General features: G+C 44.7%; 17 protein-coding genes. 10 read left to right on the forward strand and 7 right to left on the reverse strand.

The genetic code is table 11. The annotated features are described in order from the left end of the window. Positions 1 to 49 precede the first annotated feature (49 nt). A complete protein-coding gene (locus ACWJJS_RS02650; RefSeq protein ID WP_454023287.1) occupies positions 50 to 1,462 on the forward strand; it encodes a glycosyltransferase in 1,413 nt (470 codons plus the stop codon). 3 nt (positions 1,463 to 1,465) lie between these two features. On the opposite strand, the gene ACWJJS_RS02655 is transcribed toward ACWJJS_RS02650, so the two are convergent. The 3 genes from ACWJJS_RS02655 to ACWJJS_RS02665 are packed head-to-tail and all read right to left on the reverse strand — an operon-like array spanning position 1,466 to position 5,156. Beyond that, on the reverse strand, positions 1,466 to 2,596 hold the full coding sequence (locus ACWJJS_RS02655; RefSeq protein WP_172615024.1) for a Ger(x)C family spore germination protein: 1,131 nt from the start codon (positions 2,594 to 2,596) through the stop codon (positions 1,466 to 1,468). After that, the gene (locus ACWJJS_RS02660) at positions 2,593 to 3,699 is read right to left on the reverse strand and encodes a GerAB/ArcD/ProY family transporter (RefSeq protein ID WP_025853554.1); all 1,107 of its coding nucleotides are present in this window, start codon (positions 3,697 to 3,699) and stop codon (positions 2,593 to 2,595) included. The genes ACWJJS_RS02655 and ACWJJS_RS02660 overlap by 4 nt, the downstream gene beginning before the upstream one ends. A gap of 5 nt (positions 3,700 to 3,704) precedes the next feature. Further along, positions 3,705 to 5,156, reverse strand: a complete 1,452-nt coding sequence (locus ACWJJS_RS02665; RefSeq protein WP_173602882.1) for a spore germination protein — start codon at positions 5,154 to 5,156, stop codon at positions 3,705 to 3,707. Positions 5,157 to 5,374: 218 nt separating this feature from the next. Here ACWJJS_RS02665 and manA point away from each other — a divergent pair, with 218 nt between their 5' ends. Beyond that, positions 5,375 to 6,325: a mannose-6-phosphate isomerase, class I gene (manA, locus tag ACWJJS_RS02670; protein ID WP_003151356.1), complete on the forward strand. Its 951-nt coding sequence runs from the start codon at positions 5,375 to 5,377 to the stop codon at positions 6,323 to 6,325. Positions 6,326 to 6,465: 140 nt separating this feature from the next. Beyond that, on the forward strand, positions 6,466 to 9,111 hold the full coding sequence (locus ACWJJS_RS02675; RefSeq protein ID WP_454023288.1) for an N-acetylglucosaminidase: 2,646 nt from the start codon (positions 6,466 to 6,468) through the stop codon (positions 9,109 to 9,111). 59 nt (positions 9,112 to 9,170) lie between these two features. Here ACWJJS_RS02675 and ACWJJS_RS02680 read toward each other — a convergent pair whose 3' ends face one another. Both ACWJJS_RS02680 and ACWJJS_RS02685 read right to left on the reverse strand, forming a co-directional pair. After that, positions 9,171 to 10,337, reverse strand: coding sequence for a CDP-glycerol glycerophosphotransferase family protein (locus tag ACWJJS_RS02680; protein ID WP_454023289.1), 1,167 nt, complete (start codon positions 10,335 to 10,337; stop codon positions 9,171 to 9,173). 32 nt (positions 10,338 to 10,369) lie between these two features. After that, on the reverse strand, positions 10,370 to 11,140 hold the full coding sequence (locus ACWJJS_RS02685) for a WecB/TagA/CpsF family glycosyltransferase (protein WP_070082471.1): 771 nt from the start codon (positions 11,138 to 11,140) through the stop codon (positions 10,370 to 10,372). Between the two features lie 355 nt (positions 11,141 to 11,495). Between ACWJJS_RS02685 and tagD the strand changes: the two genes are divergently transcribed. The 5 genes from tagD to tagH all read left to right on the forward strand — a co-directional run bounded on the left by tagD (position 11,496) and on the right by tagH (position 18,363). Then, complete coding sequence (tagD, locus tag ACWJJS_RS02690) at positions 11,496 to 11,885, forward strand: glycerol-3-phosphate cytidylyltransferase (protein ID WP_003151361.1); 390 nt, start codon at positions 11,496 to 11,498, stop codon at positions 11,883 to 11,885. A 137-nt stretch (positions 11,886 to 12,022) separates the two neighbouring features. Then, a complete protein-coding gene (locus ACWJJS_RS02695; RefSeq protein WP_014305939.1) occupies positions 12,023 to 13,561 on the forward strand; it encodes a glycosyltransferase family 2 protein in 1,539 nt (512 codons plus the stop codon). Between the two features lie 49 nt (positions 13,562 to 13,610). Further along, complete coding sequence (locus ACWJJS_RS02700) at positions 13,611 to 15,785, forward strand: CDP-glycerol glycerophosphotransferase family protein (protein WP_454023290.1); 2,175 nt, start codon at positions 13,611 to 13,613, stop codon at positions 15,783 to 15,785. Positions 15,786 to 15,970: 185 nt separating this feature from the next. Next, a complete protein-coding gene (locus ACWJJS_RS02705; protein ID WP_003151365.1) occupies positions 15,971 to 16,798 on the forward strand; it encodes an ABC transporter permease in 828 nt (275 codons plus the stop codon). A 20-nt stretch (positions 16,799 to 16,818) separates the two neighbouring features. Further along, the gene (gene tagH, locus ACWJJS_RS02710; RefSeq protein ID WP_003151366.1) at positions 16,819 to 18,363 is read left to right on the forward strand and encodes a teichoic acids export ABC transporter ATP-binding subunit TagH; all 1,545 of its coding nucleotides are present in this window, start codon (positions 16,819 to 16,821) and stop codon (positions 18,361 to 18,363) included. Positions 18,364 to 18,401: 38 nt separating this feature from the next. Here tagH and galU read toward each other — a convergent pair whose 3' ends face one another. After that, on the reverse strand, positions 18,402 to 19,286 hold the full coding sequence (gene galU, locus ACWJJS_RS02715) for a UTP--glucose-1-phosphate uridylyltransferase GalU (protein ID WP_025853545.1): 885 nt from the start codon (positions 19,284 to 19,286) through the stop codon (positions 18,402 to 18,404). Between the two features lie 228 nt (positions 19,287 to 19,514). Between galU and wecB the strand changes: the two genes are divergently transcribed. After that, positions 19,515 to 20,654, forward strand: a complete 1,140-nt coding sequence (gene wecB, locus ACWJJS_RS02720) for a non-hydrolyzing UDP-N-acetylglucosamine 2-epimerase (RefSeq protein ID WP_003151368.1) — start codon at positions 19,515 to 19,517, stop codon at positions 20,652 to 20,654. Positions 20,655 to 20,686: 32 nt separating this feature from the next. Here the strand turns inward: wecB and tagU are convergent, their stop codons facing one another. After that, on the reverse strand, positions 20,687 to 21,604 hold the full coding sequence (gene tagU / locus ACWJJS_RS02725; RefSeq protein WP_454023291.1) for a polyisoprenyl-teichoic acid--peptidoglycan teichoic acid transferase TagU: 918 nt from the start codon (positions 21,602 to 21,604) through the stop codon (positions 20,687 to 20,689). Positions 21,605 to 21,785: 181 nt separating this feature from the next. On the opposite strand from tagU, the gene ACWJJS_RS02730 reads away from it, so the two are divergent. Next, positions 21,786 to 22,103, forward strand: a complete 318-nt coding sequence (locus tag ACWJJS_RS02730) for a hypothetical protein (RefSeq protein ID WP_003151370.1) — start codon at positions 21,786 to 21,788, stop codon at positions 22,101 to 22,103. Positions 22,104 to 22,120: the final 17 nt, after the last annotated feature.

Raw genomic sequence — 22,120 nt, forward strand, 5'->3', positions numbered from 1 at the left:
GATGCCGAGCGGGCGCCCGGTCACATAAATGACGGGGATATGTCATACGTTGTATAAAGTCACGATAAAGGCGGGGATGCCGGTGAAAACGAGTATTATTATCCTTACATATAATGAACTTGAGCTGACGAAAAAATGTCTGGCCAGCATTGAACGATACACCGACAAAGATAAGATTGAACTGATTATAGTTGACAACGGTTCCTCAGACGGAACGAGAGAATACATATCAAATCTGCCTGACGTCAAAGTTATCCTTAATGAAAAAAACCTCGGGTTCGCCAAGGGGTGCAACCAGGGAATCGAAGCGGCAGGGGGAGAAAATCTGCTGTTTCTGAACAACGATACGATGGTCACGAAAAATTGGCTCACCTCCATGCTGAGGGTGCTGTATCAATCTGAAAAAACCGGTATGGTCGGGCCCGTCAGCAACTATGTCAGCGGCGCGCAAATGATCCATGATGCGTATCAATCGCTTGATGAGCTGGAGTCATTCGCGGAGGCATATTGCGCACGGGAAAAGCATCATACAAAGCGGGTGCTGCGCCTTGTCGGCTTCTGTCTTCTGGTGAAAAGAAGCGTCATTGAAGACATCGGCCCGTTCGATGAGCAATTCGGATACGGTTCTTTTGAAGATGATGACCTATGTCTGCGCGCCCTGCAAAAAGGCTACAGCCTGCACATCGCTCTCGATGCCTTTGTGCATCACCACGGGCATGCGACGTTTACGGCTAATCAGGATATCAATATCAATCAGTTATATTCGGAGAACCGCCAGCGTTTTACGGAAAAATGGGGCACTGATTTTACGTACTTTACTCATCCGAGACCGGAAATTGCGGAGCTCGTTCCCCGGGAGGCGAAACGGATACTTGATGTCGGCTGCGGTGCGGGAGCTACGGGGCTGGAACTTCAAAACAGACAGCCTTGCGAACTGTACGGAATAGAACTGCACCCGCTGGCGGCGCAAGCGGCAAAAGGTCATTATGAAGCGGTGCTGCAGGAAGATGTCGAAAAAGTGAAGCTGCCTTATCCGGAAGGCTTTTTTGATTGCATCATTTTCGCGGACATCCTTGAGCACTTAAAAGACCCGTGGCGCGTCATTGAAACGTACTCATCCTATTTGTCGCCTGCCGGATCAATCGTTTGCAGCATTCCGAATATTTCCCACGCCGAAGCGCTGTTCCCGCTTCTGCTCGGGGACTGGACATACAGAGACGCCGGCATTCTCGACCGCACCCACTTGCGGTTTTTTACGCCGCAGACGGTGCGCACGCTCTTTCCGGAAGAGACATTTGACGTGAAAAAGCAGTCCTATACGTATGTTCACGTGGATGAGCGGGTGCAGCTGTTTTTACAGGAAATCACACGAATGGCGCAATCGATGCAATTTCCGGTGACACAGCTGCCCGAACAAAGCCGGATTTATCAGATTCTCCTTCGTGTCGAAAAAAAACGCTGAAGGCTACCGTCCCATCGTTCCGAAGTTGGTAATCTGAATGGAAACATCATAGTCAAAGGCCGCTTCGGAGAAGGTCTCATCCCAGCGGTGCTTTACTTTCTTCCAATAGTCGGGATATTGAATGCGGACTCTGTCAGAAAAGAAGACAGGGTCCGTTTCATATTGATTCTGCAGCTTATCGATGACTTCTTTCATATCGCTTTTCAGTTTTTTTTCGAAAATCTTTTCCAGCCCGTTTAAATAGTGCTGATCGAATGAATCTTCTCCGGCATATTGATCCTCTGACAAAAGTCCTTTTGTTTTCACCGCTACATGAAATGACAGCTTCCCGTTTTTCAGCAGGGGGGTGATGGAGGATGTTGATTTTTTGATCTCGAAGGTAATCGGGTGCCCCCCTTTATCCAAAGCGGGCAGCACGCCGCCCCGTATCGTCCCCATCAGCCAATTCAGGCTCTGTACTTCGTATGATGACAGAAAGCCCGCCAATCTGTTTTGTTTTCCGTTTTTGATAATGGCCGCTCCGTCATACACCGTTTTTCCTTTTTGATTGCTGACGGCCTGAATGAGAAAACTGAGTTTATTATGGCAGTAAATCGAAGCTCTCCCGATTCGGAGCGGTTTTAAAATCTTCCCGTTGTAGCCGCCGTTGTTCGTAAGGTCGATCAGCTTTTCCGCGGGCATGGGCTGCTGCTGATTCGGCGTCGGCTCCGTCAGAATATCGGACGCTTTGCCTCTTGCCGCGAAGAGATAGCTGCTCCGCCTTAATTCATCATCGCGGATAAAATGATTCATCATCTGCAGTATATTTTGGTCGGCCAGCAATTTGTCGCTGAATATCAGCACTTTTAAATGATCGCTGTAAACGGGCGGATCTTTTAAAGCGACTTCACTGACGGCTTCAAGAATGGTATCCCCCCGCGACGTCACATTGACAAACACGGGCCGGCCGGAAGCCTGGCTGTTTTCACTTTGGGGCAGCAGGTTTTGATAGGTTAATTTATATCGGCGGTCACTCGTCTCGTCTATCGCCAGTCCCCGGGCGAAAGACAGCTTTTCGACTTCCTTCGCGTCCCAGCACCCTGAAAGCGTCATCAGTATGAAAAGCGCCGCCGCCCATTTTACGAAATGTGTCATGACGTCTGTTTCCTCCCGGCTATTTTTTTCATCCAGCTGACAAACCAGATGAGAAAAGGAATCATAATGACGGCAAAAAACGCATATCCGAGAATATTCGCGAATGCAAACACACTGTTGATATCATCGGGGTACATTGAAAGGCCGAATGTCACTGCCAATAAGCCCCCCAGCAGCCAGGCATTGTTTTTATTTTTCAGTTTGAAAATGGTGTTTAATCCGAGATGCGCTCCTTTAAAAGAACCGAGCATACAGGTGAACTGCTGGCATGTCCACGTAATTAAAAGAAAGATATCAAACCTTTCGATGAAAATACCGCGGATTTCCAAGGCGTGAATCAGGGAAATGGTCGGATATGTCACCGTTTTGGCTTCAGCGATCGACATACAGCCGATTACGACAAGCAGCGTAAAGCTGTAAAATAAGCCTGCGCATGCGATGCCGAAGACGGCAGCCTTTTTCGCCTGCTTCGGATTTTTCATAAACGGCACCAGATAAAGAATCACCTCAAGTCCTGAAAAGTACAGAAGGGTCCGCGGAAACAGCTCAAAAAAGCTTTTGTAGCCCCCATCCAAGACCGGGCGGACGAAATCCAGCTTAAACAGTCTCAGGCTGAATATGAGCAGCACAATCAGAATGACGATCGCAATCGGAAAGAGATAAGCATAGAGTTTTGAAATGGGATACACCCCGCCGGTCACATGGTAGATGCCGACCGCCAGAAAGATGAATATAACGACACCCATCGGCGTATTTTTCAGTAAAAAGTAATTGATGACCTCACCGAGAAAACGGGCTTGAAAACAGACGGTGACGACAAAATAACAGCTGATGAATAAATTCAGAAGAGAACCGATGGCGCGTCCCATAATGCTTTGATTCAGCTCATAAATGGTTTCCCCGCTGTTTTTCTGCAAAAATGGCATAAAGAGCAGGACGATGCCGATAAACACGAGACTCTGCACAAGAATAATGATCCATCCGCTCGGACTGTCCGCTGCTGCGGCGGAGCGCGGCAGTGTTAACACGCCCGCTCCGATCATTGTTCCGCTTACCATGAGAAGTGTCTGCATAAACGACAGCTTGTCTTCCGGTTTTTTCATGGTGATCACCTTTGCTTGATTTTATCTTTCGTCTCTTTTCTGGTCGGCCGTTTTTTCAAAAGAGGCGTCGGCAGTCTGACAATCGTATCTTTTAAGTCCTGTCCCGGCTGCGCCATGATCGGAATAAGATAGTCCTGGCCGAAGCTTTTCAGGCGCATCAGATGGCCGACGACAAGCAGATAACACATGATCAGTCCGTATAAACCTAATATCGCCGACAAAATCATCGAAAAAATACGGATGAGTCTCAGCGGAAAATTGAACGCATAGGAGGGCGCCGTAAAAGAAGCCAATGCCGTAACGGATACGATAATGACCATCATCGCGCTGACGATGTTCGCCTGAACGGCGGCCTGCCCGATCACCACGCCCCCGATCAGGCCGATCGTCTGTCCGATCGGCTTCGGCAGCCTGAGTCCGGCTTCTCTGATCATCTCAATCGTAAAAATCATAATAAACGCTTCAACAAAAGGGGGAAACGGAACATTCAATCTGCTTCCGGCAATCGTCACCGCCATTCTCGTCGGTAAAAGCCCCGTGTGAAACGTAACGAGCGATATGTAAAGGCCGGGTAAATAAATCGTGATTAAAATGCATGTATACCGAAGCAGCCTGAGAAAGTTAACCGGAACCCACCGCTGATTATAATCGTCAGGTGAGTGGATAAATTCATCAATGGTAGCCGGCACCAAAAGGGTAAAAGGCGTTCCGTCTACAAGAATGGAGACCCTTCCTTCCAAAAGAGCGCCCATAACCCGGTCGGGCCGTTCGGTCGTCAAGACGGTCGGGAAAATGGAATACGTGTTATCTTCAATAAGCTGCTCGATCGTTCCTGATTCCGGAATGTCATCAATGGTGATCGAATCCAGTCTTTTCATCACTTCTTTTACAACATCATCAGGCGCAATATCCCGAATGTAGGCAACGGCGATCCGCTTTTTTGTCCGTTCGCCGAGTGTGATCTCTTTGATCTGGAGGTTGGGATCACCGGACTGCTCGCGCAAAAGCGCCGTGTTCGTTCGGAGCTTTTCGACAAAACCTATTCTCGGCCCCCGTTCAAGCACTTCTGAAGCCGGTTCTTCAATATCACGCATTTTAAATGTTTCCGTCTCAAACGAAAGGGCTTCCTCCCATCCCTCCGCCAGCAAAACCGATTTGCCGGAAAAAATGTCTGCCTCCGCGTCCTTAAGTGAAGAAAGCCGGGTGTGACGATAGCCGAAAGAGATGGATGACGGCGGTATTTCAGCCGGTTCCTCTCGATGCAGGGCGGCCGCCTGCACGGGCGAAATAATATATTCCGCAAGCAATTGATTGTCGGTCAGTCCGTCTATATATATAAGGCAGGCGTCACATTTGCCGTTTCCGTACGTAAACGAATAAAACATCATGTCATCGCTTTGGCCGATCCGTTTTTTCAGCGCTTCAAGGTTTTTGCCGAGCTCCGCATGTATCGTCATAATGTTCCCCCCCTTTCCATCAGTTATTTTAATTTGCGACAAACAAGGCATTTTATTCTGGAATAGGAAATGACTGAGCATTCCGCCCCATCCGAATGGTATAATGAGCAGGTCAGCCATTTTATACATATTGTTTTTAACCGCGGCTCCCTCCGTGTTTTAAAAAAGACACAGGGGGAATGGGATATGAGCCGCTTTTTAAGGGGAGGGGAACGAACATGACGCAAGAGCCGATTTTTCTACAGCCTGTATGTAAAGAAAAAATATGGGGCGGCACGTTATTACGCGAACGATTCGGATATGACATACCTTCAGAAACAACCGGCGAATGCTGGGCGATATCAGCCCATCCGCACGGAATGAGCACGGTCAAAAGCGGTCCGTATCAAGGGAAAACCTTGATGGACCTGTGGGATCAGCATAGAGAGTTATTCGGCGGAACGGAAGGGGACCGGTTTCCGCTGCTGACGAAAATACTGGACGCCAAACATCATCTGTCCGTTAAAGTCCATCCTGACGATTATGACGCCGAGGAGCATGGACAGGGCGAAACGGGGAAATCTGAGTGCTGGTACATTATTGACTGTAAAGAAAATGCGGAAATCATATACGGTCATACGGCCCGTTCGAAAGCGGAACTTGTCACCATGATTAACAGCGGTGACTGGGAAGGCCTGCTGCGCCGCGTGAAGATCAAACCCGGCGATTTTTATTATGTGCCGAGCGGAACCATCCATGCCATTTGCGCCGGGGCGCTCGTGCTGGAAATACAGCAGAATTCAGACGCCGCCTACCGGATATATGATTACGGGCGTACAGATCAAAACGGCGGGGCGCGTGAGCTGCATATCCGCGATGCCGTCAACGCCGCCACCGTTCCTCATGTGGATGGCTTTTTGGATGAATCAACTGAAACGAGAAAAGGCATCACCATTAAAACCTTTGTGCAGGGAGAATATTTTTCTGTATACAAATGGGATATCAGCGGGACGGCGGAAATGACCCAGGACGCTCCGTTTATGCTGTGCAGCGTCACAGAAGGAAGCGGCTCCATCATCTTTGAAGGCAAGTCCGCCAAGCTTGAAAAAGGCGCGCATTTCATACTGCCGGATCAGATGCCTGACTTTACGATAAACGGGGATTGCACGATCATCGTTTCTCATATATAAAACCAAACTTAATCCCAGCTCTGGGATTAAGTTTTTTTTATTTGGATAATTGGATGATTTCTCTCTGTAAAAATGAAGAAAGCGGGCCGATAAATAAACTAGTTTGATAGAAACCAATTGAATCAGAAAGAGGAGAAGGAATGAAAAAGAGATTCGTTGCACCTATGTTATTGTCCGCCGTTTTCCTTGTCTTTAGCACCGTTACACAGCCCGCCGAGGCCGCATACAGCGACTACTCCGTTTACGAGCTGGAAACGAAGCAGCAATTTGCTTCTGAGAACGAGGCGCTTCAAGCGGCAGCGAAATTGAAAAAGGATACGGGGTGGCAGGCTGACGCAAAGAAAGCCGGAAATGCGCCGCTCACTTATCAAATCTCAGCTTCAGGCTTACACGATGAAACGGATGCGAAAACCGTGCTGAAAGATTTTACGAAGCAGACGGGCGTGGCCGGCACTTACAGCGCAAGCGGAAGCAAACAGCCTTACGTGACCGTCACATCAGGCGTTCTGTCAGACGAGCGGCAGACGAAAAATCTTCTTGCCGAACTGACGAAAAAAACGGGCGTGACCGGCGCTGTCAAGCCTGCGGGGACAAAACAGCCGTATATGCAGGTCGTGACTTCTGAGATGGCGGCCGATGCGGATGCAAAAGCGCTCTCGCAAGCGTTGACGAAGCAGACGGGCGTGAAAGCGTCATACCGTCAGATCAAACGGGAAACAGCCCGGTTTCAGATCCAATCGGGAACAATCTCCGGCGATCAAAAAGCCGCTCAGATTCAAACTGATTTTCAAAAGGAAACAGGATTGCAATCGTCGCTGAAAGTCACGGCAAAGGCCAGTCCGAATATCACCGTGACAGCCTCTGACATTTCAAATGCAAATAATGCGGCAGGTTTAGTGAAACAGCTGCAGCAGAAAACGGGCGTCAAAGGGAACGTTCAAAAGTATGCCCAAAGCAAAACAGCAACCGTGTATAATGTGCAGTCAGGATATTTTAACGGAGTAAGCGCCGTACAAAATGCTATCACCCAAATCAAGAAGAATACGGGCGTCAGCGGAAGCTATCAAAAAGCCGGCAAGAAAAATAATTACACGGTCGCGATGAGCGGACTGACGGCTAAGCAGCTGCAAAGCGTGCAAGCTTTCTTTAAAAAGAAAAAATGGCATTGCGACGCATCGCCTGTCAAAAAGACAGCATCAGTGTCCGTTTACCGGATCACGGCAGGGCAGCTTACCGCTGCAAAGGCAGATCGAACGGAGGCGTTTTTCCGCCAGCAGCACGTAAAGACGGCAAGAACAGCGGCGGGAAAAACAGCAGAAAACGAATATCAGCTGCTTTCTCAGCAGACGGCAGACCAGTCGAAGATAAAAAAAGGATTGAATCTGCTGGCGGGATATAAACTGACTGCCATTTCAAAAACGATATCCAAGCAGACGGACACAACGTACCAAGTCACAACCGAATCACTGCATGATACGGCAAAGATCAATCAATCACTGGATTTTTTCAAAGGGAAAAAAGTATCCGCCTCCGCACAGAAAACAGGTGAAGCGGCGTATACACAATTCAGAATTGAAACGGCACCGCTGCTTAAGAAGGAAGACATTGACCGCGTGACTGCTTTTTTCAAGCAAAACAAAGCGGCCGGCACTGTGAAGGAGACGGGGAAAACCGGCTCTGCACAGTACGTCATCAAAACCGAAAAATTCAGCAGTAAAACCGTTTTAAATAAAAGCATGAGCTTTTTCAGCGCCAAACAATTACAGGCCGGCTATACGAGTGAAAGCCATCCGGTTTATGAACTCCGCATTCGCGATCAATTCACGGGAGCGCAGTCAGCGGACGCCGCCTCCCAAAAGCTGAAAAAGCTGTACGGATGGACGATGGCTATTCTGAAAATAAAAAACGGACCGCAAATCATGAATACCAATTACAACATCTCGCTGGCAGATATGGTCAAAAAACAAATGACAGTCAGCCCGCAGACTGATGCCGCGGCTTATGCATCGCTTACGTACATCAATACGGCCTCCGGAACGGTCACAGCCGACGTCCTGAACGTCCGGTCAACCCCGGAAGTCAGCTCCGGCAATATTATCGGGCAGTTGAAAAAAGGCGATAAAGTCAGCATCACAGGCCAGACAAACGGCTGGGCCAAACTCAGCATGGGCTGGAGAAACGCCAGCAGTGACGAAGTCGGGCAGTACGTCAATCCGGCTCACTTCGCACAAGACAGCAAGTATTACTTTCAATTTCTGAAGCTCTCTCAGACAGCCGGACTGAACGCATCGGAACTGAATCAAAAAGTGCTGGTCAATAAAGGAATACTGACAGGAAAAGGCCAGGCCTTTATTACAGCCGCCGGCAAATACAGCATCAATGAAGTGTATTTGATTTCGCATGCTTTGCTTGAAACGGGCAATGGCACGTCAGAGCTTGCGAACGGCATTATGTATAATGGTAAAAAGGTTTACAATATGTACGGCATCGGGGCTTATGACAGCAATCCGAATTACTACGGCGCACAATACGCATATAAGCAAGGCTGGTTTACTCCGGAAGCCGCGATTATCGGCGGAGCCCAATTTATCGGTGCGTCTTATATTCACAATCCTTCATACGAGCAGGATACGCTGTATAAAATGAGATGGTCTCCAGCCGCGGCTCATCAGTATGCGACAGACATCGGCTGGGCGTATAAGCAGGTAAACCGCATGTACAGCTTATACTCACTGCTGGATGACTATACGCTTTACTATGATGTTCCCGTGTATATGAAAGTATAAAAAAAGGGCTGAAGTGTATGCTTCAGCCCTTTCTTCATGCAAAAACACCCGCCTCAGATTCAGGCAGGTGCTTCAGCACAATTTTTCATTTTTGTTTCCGCAAATTTCAATAACGCTTCACTCGAATTCCCATCTGAATACATATTCCATTTGTCCGAGAACCGCTTCATTTCTTCTGCACGAAATGGCTTTTTCGTCATTTCCTCCAGAAGAGCTTCGCTGTCATGACAAGCTTTTCCGGGAATGACGGAAGTATAATTGTCGATTAAACCGCGTTTTCGATCATATTCCTCCAGATCATACGTGAAAAAGAAAATCGGTTTATTTAAGAGCGCGAATTCAAAAGGCACGGAAGAGTAATCCGTAATTAAAATATCAGCCGCTTTCAAGAGATCATGAAGACGCATGTCAGACACGTTCTTGATCAATTTGCTTTCAAACGAAGCCGAAATATGATGCAAAACGGCAGGATGAAGCTTTACAAGCAGCATATACTCTCCGTTTAACGCGTTTGTGAGCTGTTCTTCGGTGAATGGCAGCCGAAAGGACTGCATATCATAATCCCTGAATGTCGGTGCGTACAGGATGATTTTTTTCGGCCATTTGTGCTTCAGTTCGGGCTTGTGTTCTTCATAATACACGTCAGTCAGGGGGACACCCGTTTTTAACAGCTGGCCGTCCCGTATGCCGAACGACTTTTTAAAAACGTCAGCCATCGCGTCTGAACCGACGGTGACAAAGTCAAACGAGCGGTACACTTTTTTAAAACGGCTGATGTCTGATGCCGGACGGTTTTGATTCGTCACATCCTCAAGGCCGAACTTTTTCAAAGAGCCGTTCGCATGCCACACCTGAATGCATGTCGTTTGCGGCCGGCGGTTTAAGACGCTTGTCATGAGGAAATAGTTATCCGTTATCACCGCTTTGCTCTTAAAAAGGATCAAAACTGCCTTCAAAAGATGCAGCGGATGTTTTTCGTTCAGATAAAAAGAGCCGAGACCTTCCAGCTCTTTTTTCAGACTGACGGCGTGTCTCGTATACAAAACCGTCATTTCATAAGAAAGCGATTCAGCGTGCGCTTTGTAAGAGCGGATGAGAGCCTGTGCATTCTCTTCAAAAGATACCAGCAGGGTCAGATGGTTCTTGGGCTTTACAGGCTTGAACAAAACGCCGAGAACAGACAGATATATAGAATAAAAAGCGGCGAATAAAGATCGCAAGTTCATAGATTACCAATCTCTTTTGCTGTTTTATTTGTTTAAAGCTGTTTCGTTTGATCTTCTGCCTGCTTGGAATACAGGCTTTTATTTGATTTATTATTTCTCAAAACGGTAAAAGCATACTTCGGAATGTTCAGCATCCTTTTCCATCTCCACGGATTCGTCACCAGTCTGTACAGCCATTCCAGATTCGTTTTGATCATCCATTCAGGGGCGCGTTTCACCGTTCCGCTGAACACATCAAAGCTTCCGCCCAAACCGATCGATACAGCCTGAGGGAAAAGATGTTTGTATTCATAAATAAATTGTTCCTGATGGGGATATCCTAAGGCGACAAACACGAGATCGGGTTTCGCCCGGGAAATCTGTTTGGCGACGAAGCGTTTATCCGCTTCATAACCGTTGCTGGCTCCGACAACCTCAATATTCGGATACTCTTTGCCGATCCGGTTCAAAACGGCGTCAAGCACGTCTTGCTTAGCTCCGTATAAAAATATTTTTTTAGACTGCCGGTTTGCGAGATCGAGCAGCGACAGAAACACATCGAATCCCGCAATTCTTGATTTCAGCGGGTGCTGCGTCAAACGTGACATTAACACGACGCCGATACCATCCGGCAGGACGAAATCCGCGGAAGAAATGACTTGATGATAACCTTTGTCTTTCGCCGCAGCGTATCCGATCTCAGGGTTGACCGTCGCAATGACGGCTCCTTGCTTCTGTGCGATATAATAAGTGTCTAAATATGAAATAAACTCCTGTAAATTTCCATTAACATAAGAAAGGTTGTGCACCATTTCAGTCTGCATCTGCCGTCCTCCTTTTTGTACGGGATTTTCTTTCATTTTTTCGTGACTTAGGCTAAGCTTTATTTTAACATAATACCTTCAGATAAACTTAACAATAGTTTTACAAAAATATAAATAAGATAACAATTTCTTTAATCAACCGCGCAAAAACCCTGCTAAACTCCTATTGTAATAACATTTGTTAATAAGTGGAATTTAACTTCGTTTTACATTGGCTTAACCTTTTCAGGGCTATGTGATATAATGAGGTTCCATGAGTACGAAATTGGCACTTTAGTGATTAAGGATACAGCTGCGCAGCATTTCAGGGCAGTTGCTTGTTATACGTATGATGATAGAAAGGAGCTTTTGTTTCATGAAGAAGGTCATTACTTACGGAACGTTTGATTTACTGCATTGGGGTCATATTAAACTGCTTGAGCGCGCAAAGCAGCTTGGAGATTACCTAGTTGTTGCCATCTCAACAGACGAGTTCAACCTGCAAAAACAAAAAAAGGCCTACCACAGCTATGAACACAGAAAGCTGATTCTGGAAACGATCCGTTATGTCGACGAAGTCATTCCGGAAAACAGCTGGGATCAAAAAGTACGTGACGTAGCGGATCACAACATCGACGTGTTCGTAATGGGAGACGATTGGGAAGGCAAATTCGATTTCCTTAAAGATCAATGCGAAGTCATCTATCTCCCTAGAACCGAAGGCATTTCCACCACACAGATTAAAAAAGAAATTGCCGGGGTGTAATTGAAACATTCGGATATACAGATGATAAAGAAGTACTCCCTCCGGATAGGGAGTACTTCTTGTAATATAAGGTTATTTTCGCTATATTTGTTATGCGCTTTTGAAAAAAAGCTAGACAATAAGAGGAGAATTTAAAGATGAATCTTAGTAACTTTTTTAAGTTGAATAAAAAAGAGTCCAAGCCGTCCATAGAAGAACGCGAATATACCATTTTAAACAAAGAAGCATTGGCGGAAGAGAAGAAGGTAGCGGTAGTCGTTCCTGTTTATAATGCAGAAGAATATGTAAGGAAAACAGTTGATTCTGTGATCCTTCAAAACATCGGCTTTCAGCATATTTCTTTAATTCTGGTAGATGATTGCTCTACTGATGATTCCAGAAACATCCTGACTGAGTACGCCGAATTGTATGAAAATATTACAGTCGTCTTTTTGAAAGACAACACGGGAACTCCGGCTTATCCGAGAAACTTGGGAATTGAGCTGGCAAATGCGAAGTACATTACATTTTTGGATGCGGATGATTGGTTTGCGCCGAACGGGGTTAAAATCTTATTCGACATGCTTGAAAGAGATCATGTAAATTATGCGGTCGGAAAAACGATCGAAATGCAGGTGAACGGTCAAAAAACGATCGGGAAACATGAGTCTTCGCTGAACAGAGCGAAGGTATCGCCTTTTTCAATCCGGCATATTTTCTATCATCTGGGCCCGCGGGCAAGAATGATGAACTTACAATTTCTAAAAGATAACGATATCAGATATCCGGAAATGAAATTTGCTGAAGATAAGCAATTTTTTATGGATGTTCTTTTGGCGTGCGGAGATATTTCAACGTCAACCGAACCGGTCTATTATCTGAACAGAATGGACAATAATGAGTCGCTGACAAAGCAGACCAATATAATGGAAAAAACCGACACGAACATAGCCGTAATGAAGTATATTCTGAACAAAAAATTAGATACTGAAAAAGAGAAGATGGCGATGAACCGCCTGATTGAATTCGATTCCATTACGCGGCTTTTCGATCGGATGCACTTCCTGAAAAGCGAAAACAAAGAAGCCTACTACAATAAATTCAATGAAATTCTGAATGTGTTAAAGAAGACGAAATACGATATTTCCGAGACATTTTTTCATCCAATTCATAAAACAGCCTACCGTCTGCTGACTCAAAAACGGTATGATGAGGTCGAAAAGCTGTTCCGCTGGTCCAAAAAAGAGCCCGATAAAAACATCGTGACGAAAGACGGACTGGCTTATTTAGAAAGCCCGCTGACGGATGAAGAAAATAAACTGGTCGAACTTCGCATGCACGGAGAAACGGAAAGCGCGGTGTTCGCCGATCATAAATTCACCGTTACGTTCCGCTTGTTCGGACAGGACAGAAATAATGCCCAATATATTCAGTTTCAGCACAGAGATAACATGAAAGTACACCACCAGTTTCCGGTTCAGTCACTGGGAGACGGGCGGTACGTCCTTGAAATCCCGTTAAGTGACATTGAAAAAGTCGGACTTGGCGGTTATATTATGTATGTCATTTATAACGATTATGAACGTGTCATGTTAAACAGAGAAGACGGTGAAAAGGTGACGGCAGAAGCGAACGGACTGCAATATCAATTCTACCGGACGGTGAAGGAGAACCTTTCACTGAAAGTAACAAAATGATGATTGTGATTGGATATGTTTAATTGAAACAGAGGAGTAGACTTATTTTATGGGTATAGAAAATCCTGTCAGATACAAGTTAAAACATCTTAACATAAAGGAAGAGACATTCAGCATTACGATATCCTGTGAAAATGTCACTGCAGGGGAAGAGCCTTCTCTTCAGATTATAAATCGTAAAACAAAAGCGGAACTTTCCGTCCCTCTGAAACGGTTGGCCGGAGAGGGCGGAGAGTACCATGCTGTCATGAGCACGGATCTGCTTTCTGACCATACGGACGGCAAAGGATGTCTGGATTTCTATGTCTCCTTTATCAATGATGACAGTGATATCAGTAAAAAACGGTTAAAATCCAGCCTTGAACCTATTGAACTGTCTTCTTATAAAGATGAGGCTCATCATATGTACTTTTTCCCTTACACGACGAAGAAAGGGAATTTCTCCTTAAAGCTGCTGCAGAAAAAGTTCGTCACGCGGATTGATGAAATGGAGCTCGAATCTGACGGCAGCTTACATCTGAAAGGTTTTGCATTCCGGCTGAATGCGGCAGAAACCTTAAAGATAAAAGAAAAAAACCTGATTCTGAAAATGAAAAAAGGAAAAGAAGAGGAGCCTCTCATTCTGAAGTATCCGCTTCACGACGTGCCGAGACACGACCTTGATGAATATGTTCAGGACACAACGATGCTTGACACGATAGGCTTTGATACAAAAATTGATTTGAATGCCGTTTATAAAGAATTGAATCAGCAGCTCATCTTTCAATTCCATATTCAATTCATTTTTGAAGATGGCGGGACAGGTGAAGAGATTATCACCAACAGCAAACCGTTAAAGGTTCTGAAATCTGAACATGTAAACCCTAACCAATTCACGATTCTGAAAACGGAAAAAGGGCCTGCCAGATTTCACGTTTTCACGAAAAAGAAAACGAAAAATCTCCACCTGAGAATGAACGATTACAGCTTCAGCACCCGAGTGGAGTATTTTGTGAAAGGAAAGCTGAAACGGGGCGCTTCCTTTGTACGCAGGAGAAAGAATAAGCTGAAAAAGTTCATTGAGAAAAGAATACAGAACACTTACAAAGCAGGATTCAGATTTGCAGGAAAACTGCCTGTCAAACAGAAACTTGTCATGTTTGAAAGCTTTGCCGGAAAACAGTACAGCTGCAACCCGCGGGCGATTTATGAATACATGAGCAAAGAGATGCCGGAATACCGTCTCTGCTGGAGTGTAAACCCCGCTTACTCACAGACATTTAAAGATAAAGGAATTCCTTATATCGAACGCTTTACGTTCAAATGGCTGTTTGCCATGGCAAGAGCCGAGTACTGGGTTGTCAACAGCCGTATGCCGCTGTGGATTCCGAAACCTGAGCATACGACATATGTCCAGACATGGCACGGCACGCCTTTAAAGCGCCTTGCCGTAGATATGGATGAAGTGCATATGCCCGGAACAAACACTGAAAAATATAAGCGCAACTTTACGACAGAGGCTTCAAAGTGGGATTACCTGATTTCACCGAACGCATATTCAACCGAAATATTCGCCCGGGCGTTTCAGTTTAATAAAACCATGATTGAATCGGGATATCCGCGGAATGACTTCCTTCAAACGGATAACAGCCCTTCTGTCATCAAAGCGCTGAAAGAAAAAATGAATCTTCCGCAAGATAAAAAAGTGATTATCTACGCACCGACATGGCGGGATGACCAATTTTATAAGAAGGGAAAATACAAGTTTGACCTTGATTTAGACCTTCACCAATTGAGAGAAGCGATCGGCGACCGTTATGTCATTATTTTACGGATGCATTATCTCGTGGCGGAAAACTTTGATCTCGGACCGTATGAAGGATTTGCGTATGATTTCTCCAGCTACGAAGATATCCGTGAGCTGTATATGGTCTCTGATTTACTCATAACGGACTATTCCTCTGTCTTTTTTGACTATGCGAATCTGAAAAGACCGATGCTGTTTTATGTGCCTGATATCGAAACGTACCGGGATAAACTCAGAGGGTTTTACTTTGACTTTGAAAAAGAAGCGCCCGGCCCGCTTGTCAAAGAAACAGGTGACGTTATCAAATGGGTCAATGAAACGGAATCAGATGATTATAAGCTTCCGGATTCGTTCGGGCCTTTTTACGAGAAGTTCTGTTATTTAGAAACCGGAGAATCGTCTGAAAAAGCCGTAAAAGTGATTTTCGGGGACAAGTAAATAAGTGTAAAAAAGCATAATTTAACCACGTTAATTATGCTTTTTTGCTTAAGTGACGGCATGTTGCGCTCATGGGACTCAGGCTTGTTATGAAGTGAAAAATACATCGTAATCTGTTACAATTATGAGCGGTGCTTTTGTAAGTCAAAGCTATTACCTAAAACTTACGACTAAGGAAGATTAGAATGAATGCATTGGTAAAAATTCTGAAAGAGCAATTCAACTCATTTCCGCTGATTATGCGGCTTGCAGTGTACGAAACGAAATCAAAGTATCAAGTGAACTATTTGGGTATATTGTGGCAGTTTCTCAACCCTATGATTCAAATGCTGGCTTACTGGTTCGTATTTGGTCTCGGGATTCGCGGCGGACATGATATGGTGCTTGGAAATGGAGACAGCGTACCGTTCATCGTCTGGATGCTGGCCGGCTTAATTCCTTGGTTCTTTATCAGTCCGACGATACTGGATGCATCTAACAGCGTTTTTAAACGGATAAATTTAGTGTCGAAAATGAACTTTCCGATCAGTTCACTGCCTTCTGTAGTGATAGCATCGAATTTATTCAGTTACTTTGTGATGATGGCGATTTATATTATTGTGCTGCTGAGCAACGGACTGTTTCCGACGCTTCACTGGCTGCAATATATTTATTACTTGTTTTGCATGATCAGTTTTATGTTTGCTTTCGGCCTGTTTAATTCAACCATCAGCGTATTAATCAGGGACTATCAGTTTTTGCTTCAAGCCGTCACAAGGCTTCTCTTTTTTCTTCTGCCGATTTTCTGGGACATTGCGGAGAAATTTGGAAACAGACCTGAAGTTTTGACCATCTTGAAGTTAAACCCTCTATTCTATATTATCGAGGGCTTCAGAGACAGCTTTATGGAAGGGCAGTGGTTTTTCCATGATGTGAAATACACGCTGTATTTCTGGTTCGTCACACTGCTGCTGTTAACAGTCGGTTCACTTCTTCATATGAAATTCAGAGATAAGTTTGTTGACTTTCTTTAATATAGTAAGGAGATTATACGATGAAACTAAAAGTTTCGTTCAGAAATGTTTCAAAACAGTATTTTCTATATAAAAAACAGTCTGACAAAATTAAAGGATTGTTTTTCCCAAACAGAAATCAAAAAGGTTTTTTCGCTGTCCGAAATGTTTCTTTTGACGTCTATGAAGGGGAAACGATCGGATTCGTAGGTATCAACGGCTCGGGAAAATCAACGATGTCCAATCTGCTTGCAAAGATCATTCCACCGACAAGCGGTGAGATTGATATGAACGGGCAGCCGTCTTTAATCGCGATTTCTGCCGGATTAAACAATCAATTAAGCGGCAAGGACAACATCCGTTTAAAATGCTTGATGATGGGTCTCAACAATCGGCAGATAGACGAGCTTTATGAAAAAATCGTTGAATTCGCGGATATCGGCGACTTTATCGATCAGCCTGTTAAAAGCTATTCAAGCGGTATGAAATCCCGTCTCGGTTTTGCCATATCGGCGCACATGGACCCTGACATCCTTATTATTGATGAGGCGCTCTCAGTAGGGGACCAGACTTTCTATCAGAAATGTGTGGACCGCATTACGGAATTTAAAGAACGCGGCAAAACGATCTTTTTCGTCAGTCATTCCATCGGACAGATTGAGAAAATGTGTGACCGGGTGGCTTGGATGCATTACGGCGAAATGCGTATGTTCGACGAAACGAAAGCCGTTGTAAAAGAATATAAAGCTTTTGTGGATTGGTTCAACAAGCTTTCAAAGAAAGAAAAAAAGAAATATCAAAACGAGCAGATTGAAGGCAGAACGCGGGCAGCCGAGGAACAGAAAATCACTCAGGCGCAGCAAAAGAAAGCGAAGCCTAAATTCATTGCCAATACGATACAGATTACGCTGCTTGCATTGCTGGCTGTCGGCGCAGGCGCTTCGATGTTTTCAGACAAGCCTCTGCGTGCGATCACATCTTTCGGTGACGTCAAACAGAGCGATGCCGGCCTTTATGAGTCTGTGAATAAACCTGCTTTGGTAAAAGCTGAAAAGGCGGACCTTTACACTGAAAAAGATATAAAAGGAAAAGCCTCCGCAAGTGTAAGTTTCGGCACGAAGGTGCAGATAGAAGCCGAGAATAACCAGGCGGCTAAAGTGAAATTAAACGATAAAGAGTACTTTATGAAAAAGACTGATCTGTATAAAGTGAACGCTTTAAAAAAGACGGATGTTCAGCTTAATGATTTCAGCGGCAGTTTATCAAGCCAAACAGCAGAAGAGTTTCTCTCATATCTCAATAAAAGCCGGGACGATGTGCAGCGTAAATTGAAAAATCCAGCTGCGGGACAAACGGCTGACGGACGGAACGTATTAAAAGCATCCGATGCAAAAACGGATGTAGTGATTGACAATGATACAGTCTCCGAAGTGGTTTTTCATTTATCGCGTCCTGCAGACATCTCAGCTTTAAGTGAAAAAGGCGGCAGCAAAATCAATCAGAATTTGCTCATGCTTAAAAATCAGGAATATACTTTTTCTGTGAACAATGCTGATAAAACACTGACGGTAACGTCTAAAAAGTAAAGATCACATAAAAAAGCTGCCGGATTCGGCAGCTTTTTCTATTCGCCAGCTTCTTCTTTTTCAAGAAGATCCTTCATGAACGGAATTAATTTATGGCGGATATCCTGATCTTGTAAGGCAAACTCTAGCGTCGTCTCGATAAATCCGAGTTTTTCACCGACATCGTAACGTTTTCCTTCGAAATCATAAGCGAAGACACGCTGAATGTCATTGAGCTTTTGGATGGCGTCCGTTAATTGAATTTCTCCTCCTGCACCGACTTCCTGCTGTTCAAGGTACATGAAAATTTCAGGAGTGAAAACGTATCTTCCTAAAATAGCCAAGTTGGAAGGAGCTGTGCCCGGTTCAGGCTTCTCTACAAAATTTTTGACCTGGTAACGGCGGCCTTCATTTGTTAACGGATCGATAATCCCGTAGCGGTGTGTGTCGCTTTCAGGAACTTGCTGAACACCGATGATGGAAGACAATGTTTTTTCGTATTCATCCATCAGCTGACGAAGTCCCGGTTTTTCAGCCTGAACAATATCATCGCCGAGAAGAACGGCGAAAGGTTCATCGCCGATGAAGTTGCGTGCGCACCAAACGGCATGACCGAGTCCTTTTGGCTCTTTTTGGCGAATATAGTGGATATCCGCAATATTTGACGATTTTTTCACTTTTTGAAGCAGTTCGATTTTCCCTTTTTCTTCTAAATTGCGTTCCAGTTCAGGGGCATTGTCGAAATGGTCTTCTATTGCTCTTTTTCCTTTTCCGGTTACGATAATAATATCTTCGATTCCGGATTCGACAGCTTCTTCGATAATATACTGAATTGTCGGCTTATCAACGATTGGAAGCATTTCTTTAGGCATTGCTTTTGTGGCCGGCAAAAAACGAGTGCCTAAACCTGCTGCCGGAATAATGGCTTTGCGTACTTTCTTCACTGAATAACACCATCCTTGTTTCTGCAAAATCTTTTTTTCAGAACTATAACCTAGTCTTTTTCCACTTTACCACAATTGATTAAAATTCACACCTTTTAATCCGCTTTCAAAGAGTCTTATAAGGGTTTTTGCTTTGTCTGCCATTAAGCTTTACAATATCTAAGAAACGGCATAAATATGTTAACATGAAGGGATATCCGACATATAAAACGAGGTGCAGACAAACCATTGAAAAAACTAAAAGTAATGACCGTATTCGGTACAAGACCTGAAGCAATTAAAATGGCTCCGCTCGTATTAGAGCTTGAAAAATATCAGGAAATTGATTCGCTGGTGACTGTAACCGCACAGCACAGACAGATGCTGGATCAAGTGCTTGAAGCATTCAGCATTACGCCTGATTTTGATTTGAATATTATGAAAGAGCGTCAAACGCTTTCAGAAATTACATCTCATGCTTTGCTGAAACTGGACAAGCTGTTTCAAGAAGTAAAACCAGATATCGTTTTGGTCCACGGAGATACGACGACAACGTTCGCCGGAAGCCTTGCCGCCTTTTATCATCAAATCGCCGTCGGCCATGTGGAAGCCGGTCTGCGTACGCAAAATAAATACTCTCCTTTCCCTGAAGAAATCAACCGGCAGATGACGGGCGTGATCGCTGATGTGAATTTTGCGCCGACAAGCCAGGCAGAACAGAATCTGCTTGCTGAAAATAAAAAGCCGGATTCTATATTTATCACGGGAAATACGGCGATAGACGCGCTTCAAACGACAGTGCGGGAAGACTATTCTCATCCGATTTTTGACAAGCTGGAAGGAAGCAGGATGATTCTTTTGACAGCGCACAGACGTGAAAATTTAGGCAGGCCGATGGAACAGATGTTTAAGGCCGTCAGAAGAATCGTTGAAGAGTTTGAGGACGTACAAGTCGTTTATCCCGTTCATTTGAATCCCGCAGTTCGTGAGGCCGCAGAAGCCCATTTTGCTGATTCGGACAGGGTGCATTTAATAGAACCTCTGGAGGTCGTGGATTTCCATAACTTCGCTGCGAAAGCAAATTTCATTTTGACCGACTCAGGCGGGGTTCAGGAGGAAGCGCCTTCTCTCGGAAAGCCGGTCTTGGTGCTTCGGGACACAACCGAGCGCCCCGAAGGAGTAAAAGCCGGGACATTAAAGCTGGCGGGTACAGATGAAGAAACGGTGTATCAGCTGACAAAACAGCTCTTAACCGATCAGGCCGAGTATGAACGGATGTCAAAGGCGTCAAACCCTTATGGTGACGGATCGGCTTCAAAACGGATTGCGGAAGAACTGCTTTATCGGTACGGTTATAGAAAAACCCGTCCGCAGCCTTTTACAGAATAAAAAAACTCTGCATCATATGCAGAGTTTTTTTATTATTTCAGGCTTTCTTTTAATTCTTTTTTGACTGAAGCGAGGCTTGCTTCATCTAATTTGTAATAATAGATATTGTTGATTCTCGTTCCCGTTCCCTTCAGTTCATGCTGAGTGACTTTGCTGCGGGCGTTTTTATAGTCAGTCATAACCGTCCACATATCATCGAATGACATGTTTGTTTTCATATTGTTTTCAATGACCTTAAACATATCTCCGAATTTCGTGACAGACGAGATGTTTGCCCCCTTAGAAATAATCCCTTCAATCACTTGGCGCTGCCGCTGCTGTCTGCCGAAATCCCCCCGGGGGTCTTCTTTTCTCATGCGGGTGTAGGCAAGTGCTTCTTCGCCGTTCAGGCTGATGTTTCCCTTTCCGAAAGAATGCCCGTCGTAGCTGAAGGCGAACGTGCTGTTCACCGTAATTCCGCCGAGTGTATCCACGGTATCTTTAAAGCTCTCCATGTTTACCTTCACAAAGTAATCTACCGGCACATCAAGCAGATCCTCGACGGTATCCGCGGCCATCTGCGTTCCGCCGAAGGCATAGGAGTGGTTGATTTTATCCATCGTACCTTTGCCGGAGATTTTCGTATACGTATCGCGCGGGAGGCTGACCATTTCCGTTGTATTCGTTTTAGGATTGACGGTCATATAAATCATCGTATCCGCGCGCCCTTTGTCATTTTTCCGCTCATCGACGCCCATGATTAAAACAGAAATCGGATCCTTCTTTCCGAGATCTATATCCGTGTCACGTTTGTCCGATTTTTTTAAGTCTTCCTGAATGCTTGCCACCGTTGAAGCCGCTTTGTGCCACAAGTAGTAGACGTAGCCTCCTGATGATAAAACTAACAGCCCGATGATTGTTACGATTGTCAGAAGAACCTTTTTCTTCTTTCTTTTTCGTTCAGCTCTCATTTGTCATCACCTTTTCTATTAACTTTCATGATGCAATTTACTAATCTTTATAAACCCAGTCATATTTTTACTTATAACCATGTAATAGACGAAATTCTTAAAAAAAAGGTTACAAAAAGACCTTAAAATTACCTTAAAAAAAAGTTAGTATAAGACGATACATAAAGATGAGGTGAAAAAAATGAAAAAAACTATTGCAGCTTCGTTCTTAATACTGCTTTTTTCTGTTGTATTGGCAGCGTGCGGAACGGCGGAACAATCAAAGAAGGGAAGCGGTTCTTCGGAGAACCAGGCTCAAAAAGAAACGGCATATTATGTCGGTATGGCGGATACGCACACAATTGAAGTAAAAGTGGATGATCAGCCCGTCAGCTTTGAATTTTCTGATGACTTCTCTGATGTTCTGAATAAATTCAGCGAAAATGACAAAGTCAGCATTACTTACTTCACAAATGATAAAGGCCAAAAAGAGATCAAGGAAATCGAGAAAGCAAAATAATACACCAGGATCAGCAA

It is taken from the genome of Bacillus sp. JK106 (assembly GCF_053663355.1).

What these genes read in the sequence shown, in the direction of transcription:
- ACWJJS_RS02705 (WP_003151365.1), top strand. Translation starts at nt 15,971, where the DNA reads ATGAATGCATTGGTAAAAATTCTGAAAGAGCAATTCAACTCATTTCCG.
- ACWJJS_RS02660 (WP_025853554.1), bottom strand. Translation starts at nt 3,699, where the DNA reads ATGAAAAAACCGGAAGACAAGCTGTCGTTTATGCAGACACTTCTCATG.
- ACWJJS_RS02695 (WP_014305939.1), top strand. Translation starts at nt 12,023, where the DNA reads ATGAATCTTAGTAACTTTTTTAAGTTGAATAAAAAAGAGTCCAAGCCG.
- ACWJJS_RS02665 (WP_173602882.1), bottom strand. Translation starts at nt 5,156, where the DNA reads ATGACGATACATGCGGAGCTCGGCAAAAACCTTGAAGCGCTGAAAAAA.
- ACWJJS_RS02730 (WP_003151370.1), top strand. Translation starts at nt 21,786, where the DNA reads ATGAAAAAAACTATTGCAGCTTCGTTCTTAATACTGCTTTTTTCTGTT.
- manA (WP_003151356.1), top strand. Translation starts at nt 5,375, where the DNA reads ATGACGCAAGAGCCGATTTTTCTACAGCCTGTATGTAAAGAAAAAATA.
- tagH (WP_003151366.1), top strand. Translation starts at nt 16,819, where the DNA reads ATGAAACTAAAAGTTTCGTTCAGAAATGTTTCAAAACAGTATTTTCTA.
- ACWJJS_RS02675 (WP_454023288.1), top strand. Translation starts at nt 6,466, where the DNA reads ATGAAAAAGAGATTCGTTGCACCTATGTTATTGTCCGCCGTTTTCCTT.
- tagD (WP_003151361.1), top strand. Translation starts at nt 11,496, where the DNA reads ATGAAGAAGGTCATTACTTACGGAACGTTTGATTTACTGCATTGGGGT.
- ACWJJS_RS02655 (WP_172615024.1), bottom strand. Translation starts at nt 2,596, where the DNA reads ATGACACATTTCGTAAAATGGGCGGCGGCGCTTTTCATACTGATGACG.
- ACWJJS_RS02680 (WP_454023289.1), bottom strand. Translation starts at nt 10,337, where the DNA reads ATGAACTTGCGATCTTTATTCGCCGCTTTTTATTCTATATATCTGTCT.
- tagU (WP_454023291.1), bottom strand. Translation starts at nt 21,604, where the DNA reads ATGAGAGCTGAACGAAAAAGAAAGAAGAAAAAGGTTCTTCTGACAATC.
- ACWJJS_RS02700 (WP_454023290.1), top strand. Translation starts at nt 13,611, where the DNA reads ATGGGTATAGAAAATCCTGTCAGATACAAGTTAAAACATCTTAACATA.
- ACWJJS_RS02685 (WP_070082471.1), bottom strand. Translation starts at nt 11,140, where the DNA reads ATGCAGACTGAAATGGTGCACAACCTTTCTTATGTTAATGGAAATTTA.